This window comes from Synechococcus sp. MIT S9503 (assembly GCF_047304175.1).
Lineage (GTDB): Bacteria > Cyanobacteriota > Cyanobacteriia > PCC-6307 > Cyanobiaceae > Synechococcus_C.
On record NZ_CP138955.1, the window covers coordinates 2327380 to 2343130 of the forward strand.

The 15751-nt window shown below is 49.6% G+C and carries 10 protein-coding genes and 1 pseudogene; 4 read left to right on the top strand and 7 right to left on the bottom strand.

Annotated features, from left to right (window positions below):
- Window positions 1-4: 4 nt before the first annotated feature.
- The 6 genes from SIB56_RS12520 to SIB56_RS12545 all read right to left on the bottom strand — a co-directional run bounded on the left by SIB56_RS12520 (window position 5) and on the right by SIB56_RS12545 (window position 8241).
- The gene (locus tag SIB56_RS12520) at window positions 5-886 is read right to left on the bottom strand and encodes a sulfotransferase (RefSeq protein WP_413324247.1); all 882 of its coding nucleotides are present in this window, start codon (window positions 884-886) and stop codon (window positions 5-7) included.
- Window positions 883-3021, bottom strand: a complete 2139-nt coding sequence (gene selD, locus SIB56_RS12525; RefSeq protein WP_413324248.1) for a selenide, water dikinase SelD — start codon at window positions 3019-3021, stop codon at window positions 883-885. The genes SIB56_RS12520 and selD overlap by 4 nt, the downstream gene beginning before the upstream one ends.
- On the bottom strand, window positions 3002-4219 hold the full coding sequence (locus SIB56_RS12530; protein ID WP_413327388.1) for a hypothetical protein: 1218 nt from the start codon (window positions 4217-4219) through the stop codon (window positions 3002-3004). The genes selD and SIB56_RS12530 overlap by 20 nt, the downstream gene beginning before the upstream one ends.
- Window positions 4220-4371: 152 nt before the next feature.
- Window positions 4372-5415 (bottom strand): UDP-glucose 4-epimerase GalE, encoded by a 1044-nt coding sequence (gene galE, locus SIB56_RS12535; RefSeq protein ID WP_413324249.1) that lies wholly within the window; start codon window positions 5413-5415, stop codon window positions 4372-4374.
- Window positions 5416-5425: 10 nt separating this feature from the next.
- The gene (locus tag SIB56_RS12540) at window positions 5426-7198 is read right to left on the bottom strand and encodes a GumC family protein (protein ID WP_413324250.1); all 1773 of its coding nucleotides are present in this window, start codon (window positions 7196-7198) and stop codon (window positions 5426-5428) included.
- A complete protein-coding gene (locus SIB56_RS12545) occupies window positions 7198-8241 on the bottom strand; it encodes an SLBB domain-containing protein (protein WP_413324251.1) in 1044 nt (347 codons plus the stop codon). Before SIB56_RS12545 ends, SIB56_RS12540 begins: the two co-directional genes overlap by 1 nt.
- Before the next feature lie 638 nt (window positions 8242-8879).
- On the opposite strand from SIB56_RS12545, the gene hisS reads away from it, so the two are divergent.
- Window positions 8880-10175 carry a histidine--tRNA ligase gene (gene hisS / locus SIB56_RS12550; RefSeq protein ID WP_413324252.1) on the top strand — a complete coding sequence of 432 codons (1296 nt, stop codon included), beginning with the start codon at window positions 8880-8882 and terminating at the stop codon, window positions 10173-10175.
- Between the two features lie 42 nt (window positions 10176-10217).
- Here hisS and galE (SIB56_RS12555) read toward each other — a convergent pair.
- Window positions 10218-11306: pseudogene (galE, locus tag SIB56_RS12555) on the bottom strand (UDP-glucose 4-epimerase GalE).
- Window positions 11307-11733: 427 nt separating this feature from the next.
- Between galE (SIB56_RS12555) and SIB56_RS12560 the strand changes: the two are divergent.
- The 3 genes from SIB56_RS12560 (at window position 11734) to SIB56_RS12570 (ending at window position 15423) form a co-directional block, all read left to right on the top strand.
- A complete protein-coding gene (locus tag SIB56_RS12560; RefSeq protein ID WP_413324253.1) occupies window positions 11734-12978 on the top strand; it encodes an exopolysaccharide biosynthesis polyprenyl glycosylphosphotransferase in 1245 nt (414 codons plus the stop codon).
- A gap of 246 nt (window positions 12979-13224) precedes the next feature.
- Window positions 13225-14517 (top strand): oligosaccharide flippase family protein, encoded by a 1293-nt coding sequence (locus SIB56_RS12565; RefSeq protein ID WP_413324254.1) that lies wholly within the window; start codon window positions 13225-13227, stop codon window positions 14515-14517.
- Between the two features lie 27 nt (window positions 14518-14544).
- On the top strand, window positions 14545-15423 hold the full coding sequence (locus SIB56_RS12570) for a class I SAM-dependent methyltransferase (RefSeq protein ID WP_413324255.1): 879 nt from the start codon (window positions 14545-14547) through the stop codon (window positions 15421-15423).
- Window positions 15424-15751: the final 328 nt, after the last annotated feature.

The window sequence follows — 15751 nt, forward strand, 5'->3', positions numbered from 1 at the left end:
GAACTTATTGCGCGAATTTTGCGTTTGGCCATAAATCATAGAGAGAAGGGCCGAATTTTTCGATCATTTTGACATATGTTTCTTTGTATTCAAGGGCGATTTTTTTATTCAGCCCAGGTGATAGTTGCTCGCTTTTTGGAGACGCATTAATTTTTGTTTGAAAGTCAGGCTCTGAAAATGTAATCCCAAGGAATTGCGAAAGCCTAGAAAGAGTTGATTCTTGGAAAAGATTTTCGTAAAAATCATAAAAAATATCTTTTGGATCGAAGGATTTTTCGATGTTATTAATGGTGATTTCGTAGTGCGTATTTCGAGCAAACCGCTCCGTGGAAAAGAGTGCTTCCAATGATTCTGCTTCTGTGGGATAACTGCATACGAGCCGATTTGTTTGTTTACGGCGAATCATTCTGAGTTGAGACCAGACACGCTCCACTGGGTCTCGCATGAGGTAAATCACTTTTACTTGTAAGCCTATTTTTTCGAGCTCTTTTTTTGTGTACTTAAGCTTGTTCTTGTTCAAGATACAGTAATGGGGTGAAATGTCTCCTGTTGCTTTGATATTGTCACTTCCTGCGACGAGTGATTTGAAATATTGAAAATAGTACTTATTTTTAATCATCATTAAAATCTGCTTCTGGTCTTTAGGCAGCTCTGCGAATTCGGCAATACTTGGATTTTGATTGATGCCTAAAGTCTGAATGAGTATTTTTTTGTCTTTTCGCCAGCGTTTGATTTGCTGGGAGATGTTCTTTTCAGGATTGCGCAGGGCTTTGTATTCTTTTAATTCACCCATGTTGGTTTCAGGGCTTTGGGTCAGCTCGTGATGAAGCCACGTAGTTCCAGCTTTCTGAGCTCCGAGACCAAGGATGAAGACTTTGCGGCTCATGAATGAATCGTTCCGATTTGCTTCCAATTGCAGTGCTGTTGCAAGATTTGATTTCCAATATCTGGGCTGCATCCAAGCAGTAACGGACCGCAGGTTTGTGGGTCAACCAAAAGTTCCAACATCGCCAGGTAATCCTTGTTGTCTGGTGTAAGACCTTGAGAAGTCTCGATTGTGATGCGTGGTGGCTGGTTACCGTTTGAATCCAATAATCTCCATGCCTGTCGATTGGAGGGTGCAAGGCTGCTTGCATAGCCCCGTTTAAGCAGGCTGATTGCTCCATCCAGCACAGGCACGCTGTCAAGTTTGATGTGTGCTGAACATTCATGGTTGCTGGCCTCAAGCATTTCTCCCAAATGTCCCATTAGTCCAAAGCCAGTGACATCAGTACAGGCATGGATGGACTCAGGATGCTTTATTTCTAATTCTCTTAATTGTCTAACAAGGTGATGCTGGCTAGTCGCCATCAGCTCGATAGCTTTATCGAGATAATTTGAACTGGTTTTATACTGCATCGCAGCAGCAAATAAAACTCCCGTACCAATAGGTTTGCTGATGAGCAGCATATCACCAGATTGCAGACCACCTTTAGTCCAGGGATTGAGATCTGGTTGTTGTCCATTCACGCAGAGCCCGATCTGAATACCCATGCTTGCTGGGGTTGGTGTTTGATCACGTGATTCCAATGTGTGTCCACCAAGCAATGTTGCTCTCTGCTCCTCAAGGGCTCCTTTAATCCCGGAAAGGATCTGTTCGAGAAGATTCTCTTGCAGATTGGCTTGGATGTTGGGGACAGTGATGAATGCTTGAGCTGACGCAACAGTAGTTCCGCAAGCCCAAATGTCTGAACAAGCATGCAATGTTGTGATTCGTGCATTCAGCCAGGGGTCACTGAGTATTGCAGGAAACCCATCCACGCTTTGCAACCAGTTCTGATCCAGGGCTGCTGCATCTTCTGGAGCCCTACCCAGAGATTCAAGCTCTGCTGTTTCAAGTGCGTTCTTCAGAGGTTGAGCTGCCAGCTTCGCTGCACATCCACGGCAATCCATTGGCATACTTTGAAGGTCCATGGTGCTCTGCATGCGAAACATTTCGATAAAGCGTTTGTCAATCAGTTGCTTCCATTGCCATGCCCATTGGTAGGGGCCAATGAAATGTGAGCCCCATTGAATCCAGGCTTTCGCTGCAATGTCTGCATTCTGTGGCTTGCCGATTATTTGGAGTGATCGCTTTTGCGGAGTCCAACAGCGCAATGGCTTTTTGCTATTGATGCGCTCAAGATTCATGGCCAGGATTGGTGCTGCACGAACAGCCCAGACCCCCGAGGCGGGACGCTGTTTGTTATAAATTAGTCCACAATCTCCGCTTGCAAAAATGCTGGGATGTTCAATGGCTTGTAGTGTTGCTTTCGTTAGGATTCGACCGCGGTGATTGACGCTTAAGCCTGAATTTTCAAGCCATCCAGGCGTAAAACTGCCAGTACAAAAAAGTGCGGGCCCCGAGATCCTTTGACTGTTGCTTGATAACACTATTTTGATATTTGATTGTTGAAGTGCTTTCTTTATACTCGATGTTAATTTTCCTGCTTTTGCGTAAAGTGTAATCTTCCGTTTCGGCCAGCGGTTTCGCAATGCGAAGCTGATTTCAATACTCGCTAATCCTGAACCAATGATAGAAAACTCTTGATGCCTGGCATCTAGTCCATGGCAATCATTGCGTTTAATCAGCGCTAAGGCTTCATGTAGTGGTTTGATCGTTGCTTGTTCCGGTTCTAGTTTTTGATTGGGGTCGCCAGTCGCTCCAATATTGAGACTGAGGTAGTCGAATTTGATTGGATCACGATTTTGAAAATGAAGGGTTTTTTTGATTACGTTGATATCTGCGATTTCAGAGTCAATAAAAGAGATTCCTGCTTGCTGGGCAAGAGACCGCAGGTCGATTTTGATTTCATCGGGTTGTTGAGTTTCTGCAATCAGCCCCGGAATCATTCCTGAATAAAACGTTTCACTGCCTCGGTTGATCAAAGTAATCAGTCCTGAAGGACGTCGCTCTGGCTTCGATGCCCATCTTTTGAGGATGAGCGCGTGTGTATGACCACCGCCTGCTAAAACGGTGTGGTTAAAAACCGAGGCTGGCACGGAAGACCCATGTAAGGCTTTCAGCTTCTATCAACTCATTTTTTCTCGCAAATTCCACGCCCCAGTTCAGGCGTAGTGGAATTCCACCTGTGAGATTAAGGGATGTGCCTGCAATCGCCCTGCCACTGCGGTATTCAGTGTAGATCCCCCACCATTCATTGAACACGAGGCTGATGCTGCCGATTGGGCTCCAGCAAAGGTCATTATCAACAGCGAAGGTGTCTGTTCGATCTTCGACATTGTTGATGCACGCAAATCGAAGAGGATTTTTGAAGTTGTTAATATCTTGATTGGCGAATCGACCTGTCCCAAACCCGCCGTTGGCAATAAGAAGTGGAAACGTTTTGTTGTTATCTCCCAGCCACCACCCTTTGCTGGCCATCAGATAGAGATTGCGACCTGTATCTGTTTTGTCATCCCATTGCAGTACTTGTTCACCTCCAAAAGAAATCCCGCCTGTATCTCCAATTTTTCGAGCGATCCGAAAACCGCTTGATATGCCCTCACCAATTTGTGTGCTGCCCCCAGCAGCCTCATCTCCTTGATAGACGCTTCGCACCGAGGTGTTCAGGCCGAAACTCCATTGCTTTGTTTGTATGAGGTTTGCGTGCAGGATTCCTACCGCATCACCATCATTCCAACCCCAGAAAGGGCCATTATCTCTCCTGCGGCTCTGACCAAGAATCGCCGCATCAGCAAACCATCTTTGGCTCCACCGAAATCCGTTTGGCACGTACCAACCAATGTCAGGACCTACTAATCCATCGGCATAAGCAATCGATCGATCTAGTGCCTGAAGCTGGGGAGGAGGTGGCGGATCAGGAATCACACGTGAAGGCATGGTTTCCTCTTGAGCGATCACATCGGCCGGTGGCCGTTCGTTCGTGCTGATGGATACGTTTAATGGCTCAGCTTTGTCGACCTCGGCGATTGTTTGCGTTGCTTCAGGCGTGAGCGGAGAAATGGTTTCTGGAAGAACTTCCCAGACGATTGCGGTCGTTGGGTCGTTGGTTCCATCACCCTCGGCTGATGGATTGTTGGGGAGTGGTTCCCACACCACGGTGGTTGAGTCTGATCGGCTGATGTTGGAGGGATCTGTAGTGTCTGCTACCACCTTCCACACAATCGGCTCTGGTGCGGCTTGCGTTTCGTAGGGAGTGGTCTTGTCGCTGTTTGCTCCGCTATCGATGGAGGGCACCAAGATCTGCAACCGATCCGCTTGCTCTTCGCTGACGGGTTCCCAGATCACTTGCTCTTGTGCCTGCCCATGTAATGGAGCTGCGATGGCGAGCGGAGCTAAGCCGGCGAGCAGCCAGAGGGGCCTGCTATTTGATCGGGGGAGCGGCGTAGTCACGGTGCTTCTCGATATCCATTGGGATTGGCCGATTGCCAGGCCCAGCCGTCGCGGCAGATATCAATGAGTGTTCGCTGGGTGCGCCAACCCAAACGATTCGCAGCAAGTTCGGGATCAGCAACAGTGATTGCTGCATCACCTTGGCGTCTAGCGACCACTTGATAGGGGACCTCACGATCAGATGCCTTCTCAAAAGCCTGAATCACTTCAAGAACTGATGCTCCTATCCCACTCCCAAGATTGAGTGTTAGTAGTTGAGGGGCCTCAGCCAGAAGACAATTCAGCGCCGCCAGGTGGCCTTCCGCCAGATCCATTACGTGGATGTAGTCGCGGACACCGCTTCCATCTCTGGTGGGCCAATCGCCTCCGAAAACGTTGAGCTTTTCTTGACGGCCAATGGCAACCTGGCTTACGAAGGGGAAAAGATTGTTTGGGATCCCATTAGGGTCTTCTCCGATGCGGCCGGAGGCGTGGGCACCCACGGGGTTGAAGTAGCGAAGGCAGGCAATGCGCCAGGTTCCTGGGGCGCTTGCGGAAACATCATTCAGGATGCGTTCTACGGCTGCTTTTGTGTGGCCGTAGGGGTTGATTGGTAGTACAGGTGCTGTTTCTGGAATCGGCACCGATTCCGGAAAGCCGTAGAGGGTGGCGCTACTGCTGAACACCAAGGTGCGGCAACCGTTGGCGTCCATCGCAGACAGCAGAGCAAGGGAGCCTGCCACGTTCACGTCCCAGTAACGCAGAGGATTTGCGACGGATTCCCCCACGGCTTTAAGGCCAGCAAAGTGAATCACCGCCTCGATCGGCGAATCGGCGGCAGTGGAATCGGCAAAGAGCTGCTTAAGCGCAGCGGTGTCGCGCACATCACCCTCAATGCACTGCAGCCCACGACCGGCAAGCTTCTGCACCCGATCGAGTGCAATGGGCGAGCTGTTAGCGAAGTTGTCGAGCACTACTAAGTCGTGGCCAGCTTCGAGCAGCACCACACAGGTGTGACTGCCGATGAAGCCTGCACCCCCAGTGATGAGCAAACGGGCCATTTTGCTTTCCTCAGGCCACCTCGGATGCTTCGAGCGCGGTGTCGAGAAGCACCCAGCCAGCTACCGGTCCACCCTGGAGGGCGAGCTGTTCGCGCAGTTGACGCAGCTGTTCGCGCTTGGCGGCACCTGGAGCGGTGATTAGCAGCTGGGTGTTGGCGCTGCGAGTGGCAAGCAGATCCAGGCTGACAACTAATTCACGAGCGCTGCCAAGAGCGCGGCGCAGTTCGGTGCCAAAGCCCTCGAGGGCCGTTGCATCGAGCTCACCCACGGGGATTAGGGCGACGGAGCTGCTGTTTCGAAGAGGACCATCCGCGATCAATTGGATCTGCGATCTCCAGGCTGCTGCCGATGGAGTGTCTCCCTTGCAGGGCAGCCGCTCAAGCAGAGGGCCGGGAAGATCACGATCAATCTCGTCGAGGCTGAACACCCGGCCACTGCGGCGATCGCTCACCAGGGCTCCGCCGCTCCCAAGAACCAGTCCGGCGAGGAGGCCAAGAGCGAGGGTGCGTCCCTTGCGAGGGCTCACGGGCTTGTCGAGCAAGGTGGGGGTGGAAATCAGCTCCCAGGGGCTGGTGGCACGGGCCTGCTCTAGCTCAAACTGCTTGAGCTGGTTCTGCAGGGTCACCAGAGTGGCCTCATCGCGCAGGGCTTCTTGAGTGAGCTCGCGGTGGCGGGCTACTACTTCCTTGGGTCGGTTGAGGGCCTGCAGGTTGGCTTTGGCCAGATCGAGCTCGCCTTTGAGCAGGGCAATCGTTTGCTGGTTGATGTATCGGACCAAGGTGTTGCGTTCCCGTTCCAGCTTCTGTACCAGGGGGTCGTTGGCTTTGAAGCGGGAGCGCAGCTCAGCAAGGCGCGTCTCCACTGAGGTGAGCTGGTCGAATGTCGAAGACTTGTCGGTGAGGGAGGCGAGCTGGGAGGCGAAGTAGAGGGAGCCGGCGCCGGCTTTGCTTGCCTCTTGAATTTGAATCTGGAGCGCCTTCACCTGCTGCTGCGCGCTTGTACGCGCCGCCTCAACGCTGCCGCCGCTGGTTCCTACCGTGGCACCTTTGGTGGTGCCATCTTTGGAAACCCCAGCACCAGAAACGTTGCCAGCGAGGGGCAAGCCATCGAGCAGGCCAAGTCCGTTGGCATAGCCATAGTCGAGGGCAGCACGTGCGCTGGCTGTCGCCTGGGGCTTGATTGTGTTGATCTGCTCGTCGAGATAGGCGATCAAATTGCTGAGCTCGCGGGCTCGGCCTCGGTTGGAATAGCCCTGGTAGGCCTTCGAGATCATTTCTGTGATCGGCAAAACCAGTTGCTTGTTGGTGTCGCGGAATTGCACGTTGAGCACCGACGTGCCTTTTTCTGCTATGGCGGTGATTGCCGATTTGGCCCAATCTTGAAAGCGCATGTCTTTTGATTCTTCAGGCGACTTACGTGCTTTGACGGCATCGAAGACGGGGCGCAGCACTGAGGGGCTGTTGAGGATCTGCACCTCGGTGGCGATCGAGTCGTTACTATCGGTGTCGCTCATCCCGGCGATCGCTGCGAGGGCAGGGTTCTGGGATAACAGGGCTGCAGCACCTGATTGGCTGTAGCCCTGATCGAGCACGATTTGGAACTCACCTTGATATACCGGCTTGGTGATGAGTAGGTAGACGCCAGAGAGGAATAGGCCAATGGCGCCTCCACCTGCGATCCATTTCCGGCGGCGCCCTAGTGCGCCAGCCACTTGGCGTAGATTGATTTCTTCGTCGTTAGTTGGGGAAGCGGCCAGGCGCTGTTCAGAGGGGGTATTGGTCATCAGTTGAAGTCTCTGAACAGGCTGTAGACGGAATAGATGCCAACGGCCGGGCCGGTGAGTTCGTCGAGGACGGAGATGGTTGCAGAGAGTGGCGACTCGTTGACGCGTACAACATCGCCGGCCATCAATATTGGGTTCTTGTAGGACCCAGCTGGATTGTCCCCTCCGATGAAGAACTTGCGCTTGTCGGTGGTGCCATCGCGATTAAAACGCACAAATTCGACTCGACCACGCAGGATCTTTTGACCGCCTGCAGACGCGAGTGCCTGATCAAGTGATGCACCCTGGGGAAGCACCTTGGAGCCTGGCTGGCGGACACGACCTGTGACGAATACCTGAATGAAATCGGGGCTGAGGTTGGTTTGGCCGGCCTTGATGATCTGCTCGCGTAACTCCTTGGGGGAACGGCCCACAACAACTGTGTCTCCATCAAAGAGTCGAATGTTCTGGGATTCATTCCCTTCGGTGATAAGTGTGAGAAAGTCGAGGGTGGTGCGTATCTTGCCGCCGCCGCTGCTGAGGGGGCGTTTTCGGGTGACGGTCACCTCGCTGAGCTTCGAAAAAGGGGTGACGCCGCCGGCGGTGCGCAGTGCATCAAACACCGTGGGCAGGCGAAGGGCTTGATTGATTTGAACGCCAAGAATCCGCGGACCCACCTGGCTAGCTGGGTTGCTTGTGATTCCAGCGGTGTTTGCACGTCCTGCGACGCCCACTTGCCCAGTGGCGAGATTGGTGGCGCCAGGATTGGTGGATCTGGAGGCTTCTTCAAGACCGATCACGCCTTGGCGCCCGGAAAGGTAGTAATACCCTGGCCGAGCCACTTCACCGCCGATGTAGACGCGGATCGGCCTGTAAGCGCTAGGACTTACGAACACCTGGGGTTCGAGCACGAAGGCGCTGAACTGCTGGGTAAGGAAGTACCGCAGCTCCTCAACCGTGAGCCCCTCGACGAAGAGAGAGCGCAGCCGCGGCAGGTAGAGGGTGCCGTCGGGACCGATGGTGAACACACCTGAATACTCAGGCACATCTAATAGCTCGACCACAACCGCATCACCTGGACCCAGGATGTATGCCGATTGTGTACCTGAGACAGGAAGCTCTTGGTCTAATGAGGTTTTTGTGTGCGTACTAGCTAGAGATCTTCCTCCTTGAGCGTTCACTAAGGATGCTGATGCTCCAATAGCAAAGGTCGCACTCATTGCGAGATGAAAGCAGCGCTTCAGGGCTGGTGACACTAGTCCGTTCATGGTCGAGAATTTAAGTCACCCTTTAAGGATCTGGGATTTTCGGTGGCCAGGGTCTGTAGTGGTTCTTGTGCAAGGTCTTTATCTACAAGGACACTTCTGGGCTCGGTTAAAGTATTCTTAGGAAAAGTTTTCAATCAAATTGATAAAAGCATTGCCCTTAATGTCTTTGCTGGTGCTGTTTTTGTTGGGGAGCGGGTCCGACTGATGTCCGTTTGAGACTTCTTTGTGCAGGAAATCGCTTCTATCACCAATAGTTATTGGTCTGTTGTCTTTGAGGACAGTGTTCTTGTTTCTCTTTTGGCAAATTATTGAAAATTTTTTCAGTCTGTGAGGATGCGTCTAATTTCAAGGTGGTGGTCACGGTTATGCGCGGCCTGCGCTTTCTCGTAAAGTTCCTGCGGCCCTGCAAACTGGTTTGAGCAAATAAAACAGGTGTGAGTCAGTTAAAGAGCCTTCGAGGAATGGTCGACCTTCTGCCATATCAGACCCGTTGTTGGCAAGCGGTGGAGGCTGTGGCTCGTGCCCATTTCCTGCGCTCAGGAGTCGAAGAGATTCGAACGCCTTTGCTTGAGGGGACTGATCTGTTCGCTCGGGGGATTGGTGAAGCCACTGACGTGGTGGGCAAGGAGATGTACTCCTTCCTGGACCGTGGTGATCGCTCCTGCACGCTTCGCCCTGAAGGCACCGCTTCAGTTGTTCGCTCTGCAGTTCAACATGGCCTACTGAGTCAAGGGCCTCAGAAGCTTTGGTACGGCGGGCCCATGTTCCGTTATGAGCGTCCTCAGGCCGGTCGCCAGAGGCAGTTTCATCAGATCGGGGTTGAATTTCTTGGAGTGGGTAGCCCACGCAGTGATGTTGAGGTAATCGCCTTGGCGTGGGATTTGCTGCGTGACCTGGGCTTATCCGGCCTGGAACTCCAGATCAACAGCCTTGGCACCCTTAAGGATCGTCAGAACTATCGCCAGCAGTTGGTGAGTTGGCTTGAAGCCCGATTCGACCAGTTGGATGCTGATTCCCAGCAACGATTGACCACCAACCCTCTGCGGATTCTCGACAGCAAGAACACTACAACTCAGGCACTGCTTGCAGATGCCCCCACACTGCAAGATGCTCTCAGCGAGGAAAGTTCACTCCGCTTTGCGTCGGTTCATCGTTTTCTGAATCAGCTCGAGATTCCGTTCCAGCTCAACCCTCGGCTTGTGCGTGGGCTCGATTACTACTGCCACACAGCTTTTGAGATTACAAGCGATCAGCTTGGTGCTCAGGCAACTGTCTGTGGTGGTGGTCGTTACGACGGTTTAGTGCAACAGCTGGGCGGCCCTCCCACGCCTGCAGTGGGTTGGGCACTGGGGATGGAAAGACTCATGCTGGTGCTGGAAGCGGCAGCATCAGAGGACATTGATGGCGATGCTGCCAAGCTCACATCTAAAAAGTCTCCGGACCTCTACATCGTGAATAGCGGCCAGCACGCTGAAGCTCTCTCTTTAGGGCTGGCTAGGCAATTACGAGCTTCTGGAGTGTGTGTTGAGCTTGATGGCTCTAGAGCTGCCTTCGGTAAGCAGTTCAAGCGTGCAGATCGAAGTGGTGCTGCTTGGGCCGCGGTGATTGGCGAGGAGGAAGTCAAAGCGGGCGAACTACTGCTGAAACCATTGCTTGTGAAGGGCGAAGAGCGCCGAGTTGCGCTTGATGATCCTGCTCAATTAGTGGCTGTCTTGCAGACGGCTACCTAGTGCTATTTCGCTGATTTGTGTGAGCGGGCTTCAAATGAAAATTCAGTCCTTCGAGATGGTGCTCAGTGCCCTGAGATTTGACTCCGCTGGATCAACACCAACTGAATTGACTCCTCCATACCCCTGAGGGTTCTGCTGCTGCCAGGCACAGCCGTCTCGGGAGATGCCTATGGGTTCGCGTCGGGTGCGCCAGCCCAGGCACTGAGCGGCTTGGCTGGGATCGGCGACGCTGATGGCGGCATCGCCAGGCCGACGGTCGGTGATCTCATAGGGGATGGAACGGCCGCTGGCGGCTTCCATGGCCTGAACCACCTCCAGGACGGACTGTCCTTGGCCACTGCCAAGGTTGAGGGACAGCAGCTGCGGTGTTTCAGCTAGCAGGCAGTCCAGGGTGGGTCGGTGCCCTTCGGCGAGTCCATCACATGGATGTAGTCACGTACGCCCGTGCCATCGGGGGTGGGCCAGTCCCGGCCGAACACCTGGAGCTATGCTCTACGGCAGACGGCCACATGCCTCGCGAAGGGGAAGAGGTTGTTGGGGATGCCCAGCGGGTTTTCGCCAATGTGGCCGGATGGATGGGCTCCAACTGGGTTGAGATAGCGCAGGCAAGCGATCCGCAAGGTGTCCGGGGCACTGGAGGTCGGACAGAATCTGCTCAACAGCGGCCTTGGTGTGGCCGTAGGGATTGATCGGAGCGATCGGAGCGGTTTCAGGGATCGGTACGGATTCTGAATAGCCGTAGAGCGTGGCGCTGCTGCTGAAAACAAGGGTCTGGCAGCCATGGGTCTGCATGGCTTCCAGCAGGCAGCGACTGCCATTCACATTCACATCCCAGTAATGAAGTGACTTTTCCACAGACTCCCCAACAGCCTTGAGGCCGGCGAAATGGATCACAGAATCAATCCCAGATGGCGCATTAGTGAAGGCTTGCTCAAGATCCCTGGGGTTACAGATGTCGCCTTGCATCTGCCGCAACCGAAGTGCGGCCGCTGGGCCAGCGAGTGCGCGCACACGGTCAAGCGCCATCGGGCTCTTGTTGCTGAAATCGTCGAAGACCAGCAGCTCGTGGCCCGCCTCCAGCAGTACCACCGAGGTATGGCTTCCAACGAAGCCAGCCCCACCCGTAATCAGAAGCTATGCCATGGGGTTGGTCACGTGGTGGCAACCCATCATCCAACGGGCTGATCAGCAGGTGGGTCCAACGCTTCTCCTATGCCTGATTGTCCTGGCCTGCGACAGAAATGATGGGTCCTGATCGGCTGAGCCCGTCGATGCCTTCGAGAGCAGGACCCCTTTCCATGGCAAACTCCGAATCAGATCACGTCGCAGCCGAGTCGGTTGAGCTCCGCTCCCGTCCGCTGCGGCCGCAGGCATCCTTGGTGTGCCTGCTTTATCAGTGGCTTTTCAGCTTCAACTCAGAATTACGAGCTACATCGCGACCCATGCAACTCAGGCTCCCCTGGATTCTGTCTCGACGCCGTCTCATAGCTGCAGTCATCCTCGACAGCTTTCTGTTCTTGGTTCTGTACAACGGACTGTTCTTGCAACGCTTTGGGCGATGGCCGGATGGATCGATTTTTCTGCCGGTTCTGTGGGCTATGTGGTTGCTCAGCAGCTATGTACTTGGCGCTACCAAGGAGTTGACGGTATGCGCAGTCCTGGAGCCTCTGCTATGGCTCTGCAGGGTGTGGTCAAGACAACGCTTGTGGTTGGCTTCAGTCTTGCTGGAACGCTGACTTATCTCTGGCTGTTCAAAAGTAATGCGGGTAATTCGTTGTTTCGCAGCTTTCTGATTCCGTATCTAGGTTTTCTTGGGCTGTTCAGCCTAGCAACTCAGAACTTGTTGGGTTCATGGGTAAGAAACATGCAGATTGAGGGTAATCAATGGTATTTTTTAGGTAATTATGAGGTCTTTCAGCGGCTTCAGTATCACCTCAAATGGGCGAGATTGCCAGCTCTGCTTGATTATCTGAACTATGAGCAGATTGGCGAATCAAGGAAAATTTCAATTGTTGTTGAAGACTTTTCTGTTGAAAAAGCTTCAGTCCTTGCCAGTCTTTTAAAGCTTCAACAAGGTGGCGCCATAGTTGTCAGTCGCCTCGATTGGTGTGAGGCGGTTTTGCAGCGATTCCCTTCTGAATACTTAAGCGATGCTGATCTGCTGCGAGGTGAATTCTCTTTTCCTAGTGATACTTTTCAATCGCGTTTGAAGCGTCTTGGCGATGTGCTCCTGTCGGCTTTCCTTTTGTTAATTGCAAGCCCTCTATTAGTCATCTCAGCTTTTATAATTAAATTATCAGATGGAGGCCCAATTTTGTATTCACAAATTCGCACCGGCGTAGATGGTATTCCCTACACCATCTACAAATTAAGAAGCATGCGCGTTGATGCTGAGCGCGATGGTGCCCAGTGGGTCAAGCGTGCAGACGGACGCATTACGAGAATTGGTTCTGTTTTGAGGCGTATACGGCTGGATGAGCTCCCCCAACTTTGGTGTGTTTTCACCGGCAGCATGAGCCTGATCGGTCCAAGGCCTGAACGGCCCGAATTTGATAAGCAGCTTGAACTTGAGATAGCGCACTACGGCTTAAGGCATCGCATGCGGCCAGGCCTCAGCGGATGGGCTCAGGTCAATTACCCCTATGGGGCTTCCGTTGAGGATGCAGCCAATAAACTCAGTTACGATCTTTATTATCTTCGTAATTTCTCTTTTTGGTTGGATCTTCTGATCCTGTTCAAAACAATCCGTTTGGTGTTCAACGCAGACGGTGCGTTACCTTATTCCAGTAATCAATCAGTTTGACCATAGGATTTATTCACGTAACGGAAGCTGATAATTAAAATTATTGCATTTTTGAGGCTTTTTCTCGCCTATGATACATAATTGGTCAAAGTTTTTGAAATTTATCGAACCAAAGTTCCTTGTCTTTCTAGTTTCTATGAGTATATTAATGACTCATGATTCTTTGATTGGGTATTAACAGTTAATGCAAGATAATCACTTCATTTGCTTTTAATAGTGCAATCAGTATCACTGCATCTCTAAAATGTGATTTATTTAAGTAAATTTTCGGATAACACTTTAAAAAACTCGCTTTTTGCTCAAGCCATTGTTAAGATTTTTGGTTCTTTAATTTCTATTTTTGTTGCCAGTTTGGTTGCCAGGTATCTAGGATCCGAAAAACTCGGAAAGCTTTTCTTCGTATTATCTGTAATAGGAATTTTATCTCCGATTTCTTCGCTGGGAATAAAAGGTGGATTAACGGCAGCTTTATGCAAAAATATAAACCGAAAAAAGTATATACAAAGTGCTCTTATATTAGAAATAGTCGGGAGAACGTTAGTGCCGCTTGCGTTCGCTCCATTAATAATGATATTTGAAAGTAATGAGGTATTGCTTCTTTATTTTTTGGCATGCATATGGAATATCTTTCTAAGTTTTGAAGCAATAGAAGTAGTACTTTTCAATCAACACCAGGGGCGATTAATTGCCAAAGTTGAATTCCTAGGAGTACTCTTAAATCTGTGCTTTGTATTGTTTGCAGTATATACTAGCATGCCAATTTATGCTTTTGTTGTCATGCAAATATTGAATGCGTCCTATAGATTTATTGCATTGCTATGTATTTGCAGTGAAACTAGTCTCAAGGATCTTTTGCGCCCTTTAAGTAGAGAAATTATTCTCTCATTGTTTAAATGCTCCAAGCCATTGATATTAGTTGGTCTGACGATATCACTGTATACAAAAATTGATCAACTAATGATTCAATGGATTTCAGGGTTTTCATACCTAGCGTATTACACTACTTCAATTTCATCAATTGAACGATTATGCATATTTGGGCCAGTACTCTTCAATACTTTCGCTAGTAAATTGAGCCCAGAGGGAATAAGCAAGAAAGAGTATATTCAAAATGTTGTTTATTATAATAGACTTGCTTGGTTGATGGGGAGTTTTCTTGCAGTAATAGGTATTGTATTCATGCCAAGCCTGATTATGCTTCTTTACGGTGATGAGTATTCACCTGCATCAAAAGTTATTTATTTCTTTTTTCCCACCATTTTTGCAATGATCGTAGGAGGTGCCTCTGGCGTATGGTTAAATGTAAATGGTCATACTGATATCATGATAAAGAGAGCAGCCCTTGGCGCTGCTATAAATATAGCTCTTAATCTAGTCCTGATCCCAAGGTATAATATATATGGTGCTGCTGTTTCTACATCAATAGCATATATAGCCAGTGTGTATATCGTAGGGGTCTATACTAGCAAAACAAAAGGGTACTTCCTTTCTCTTCTACTTCCATTCTCTTCTACTTCCTTTTTCTCCTCCAAGGCTTAATTCTTGATGAATAATAAATCAGTGAATATGACTTCATTCGAAGAACTTTTCAATCAACAACCCAAAAACTCTTTAGATGATCGGCAAATTTCATATTTACAAGATCATTTAACTAACTATGCTGGCTTTCCAAATGTTACTCAATGCCGTAAATTACTTGATGCAGTGTGGGATGATTTAGGTTGTAATTCTACGATAAACGACGAAAAAATTCATTCCTTCTATTCACATCCAGTTTGGCTATTAAATGGCTTGATGCATGAAAATCTTGAATCTAGCAAAATAATTAAGGCCTTATACTGTGAATATATAGCTAGCTTTATGCCTTTACGCTTTGCTGATGTAGGTGGTGGACTAGGCATGTTATCTATGAAAGTAGCCACTAAACTACCTTCCACTAATGTTGAATGCATTGAACCATTTCCAACCAAACTTGCACTTGAAAGGGCCAAATTAATACCAAATCTAAGCTTTAAAGATAGCCTTAGTGGCGACTATGATTTTCTATGTGCAACTGATGTTTTTGAGCATGTCTTTGATCCCATCGCTCTACTAGCAAAATTATCCGAAAATTTAAAAGTTGACGGCATTTTTTTAATAGCCAACTGTTTTTATCCAGTAATCAAATGCCATCTGCCTCAAAATTATCATCTTCGTTTTAGCTGGCATCAAATTATGGTATCATTTGGATATAAAAAGCTCTCGAAGGTAGGATATGGGGTTTCATATGTAAAAATTTCTCCTATATTAAATATCTCAAAATCCTACAAATTGGCCAAGTTTAGCCATTCTTTGTACTCTGTAATTTACAAGGATTTAAATTTTAGTGAATCTAATAAATATATAAATAAAGCCTGTATGATTGTATTTAGGATGTTTGCGCCAATATATCTTCTATTTTTCTGATAACACTTTGGGTAATATTCTTAATTCAGCAAGCCACCCTCTTGGTGAATTAAAATATATTTCTAGTTTGTCCATAACTCGGTGCCCTTTCATGATCTGCTTCCCTCCCTATTTCTTGTATTTGACGGCTATAATATATCGCTCAGTGTATTTCGTCTTGTTTTTTACATTTAAAACGTATACTGAATATCTTTGACATCAATTTTGACTTTTTACGACTTATTCTTTTTGATGAATCTTTCACAATCTAGATCACTTTTTATCAATAGTAATTCAGCATTATTACTTTCTGAGAAGTAGTGGCTTGTTGCAAACTCTAGGTATTTGT

What these genes read in the sequence shown, in the direction of transcription:
- SIB56_RS12520 (WP_413324247.1), bottom strand. Translation starts at nt 886, where the DNA reads ATGAGCCGCAAAGTCTTCATCCTTGGTCTCGGAGCTCAGAAAGCTGGA.
- galE (WP_413324249.1), bottom strand. Translation starts at nt 5,415, where the DNA reads ATGGCCCGTTTGCTCATCACTGGGGGTGCAGGCTTCATCGGCAGTCAC.
- SIB56_RS12540 (WP_413324250.1), bottom strand. Translation starts at nt 7,198, where the DNA reads ATGACCAATACCCCCTCTGAACAGCGCCTGGCCGCTTCCCCAACTAAC.
- SIB56_RS12560 (WP_413324253.1), top strand. Translation starts at nt 11,734, where the DNA reads ATGGCCGGATGGATCGATTTTTCTGCCGGTTCTGTGGGCTATGTGGTT.
- SIB56_RS12570 (WP_413324255.1), top strand. Translation starts at nt 14,545, where the DNA reads ATGACTTCATTCGAAGAACTTTTCAATCAACAACCCAAAAACTCTTTA.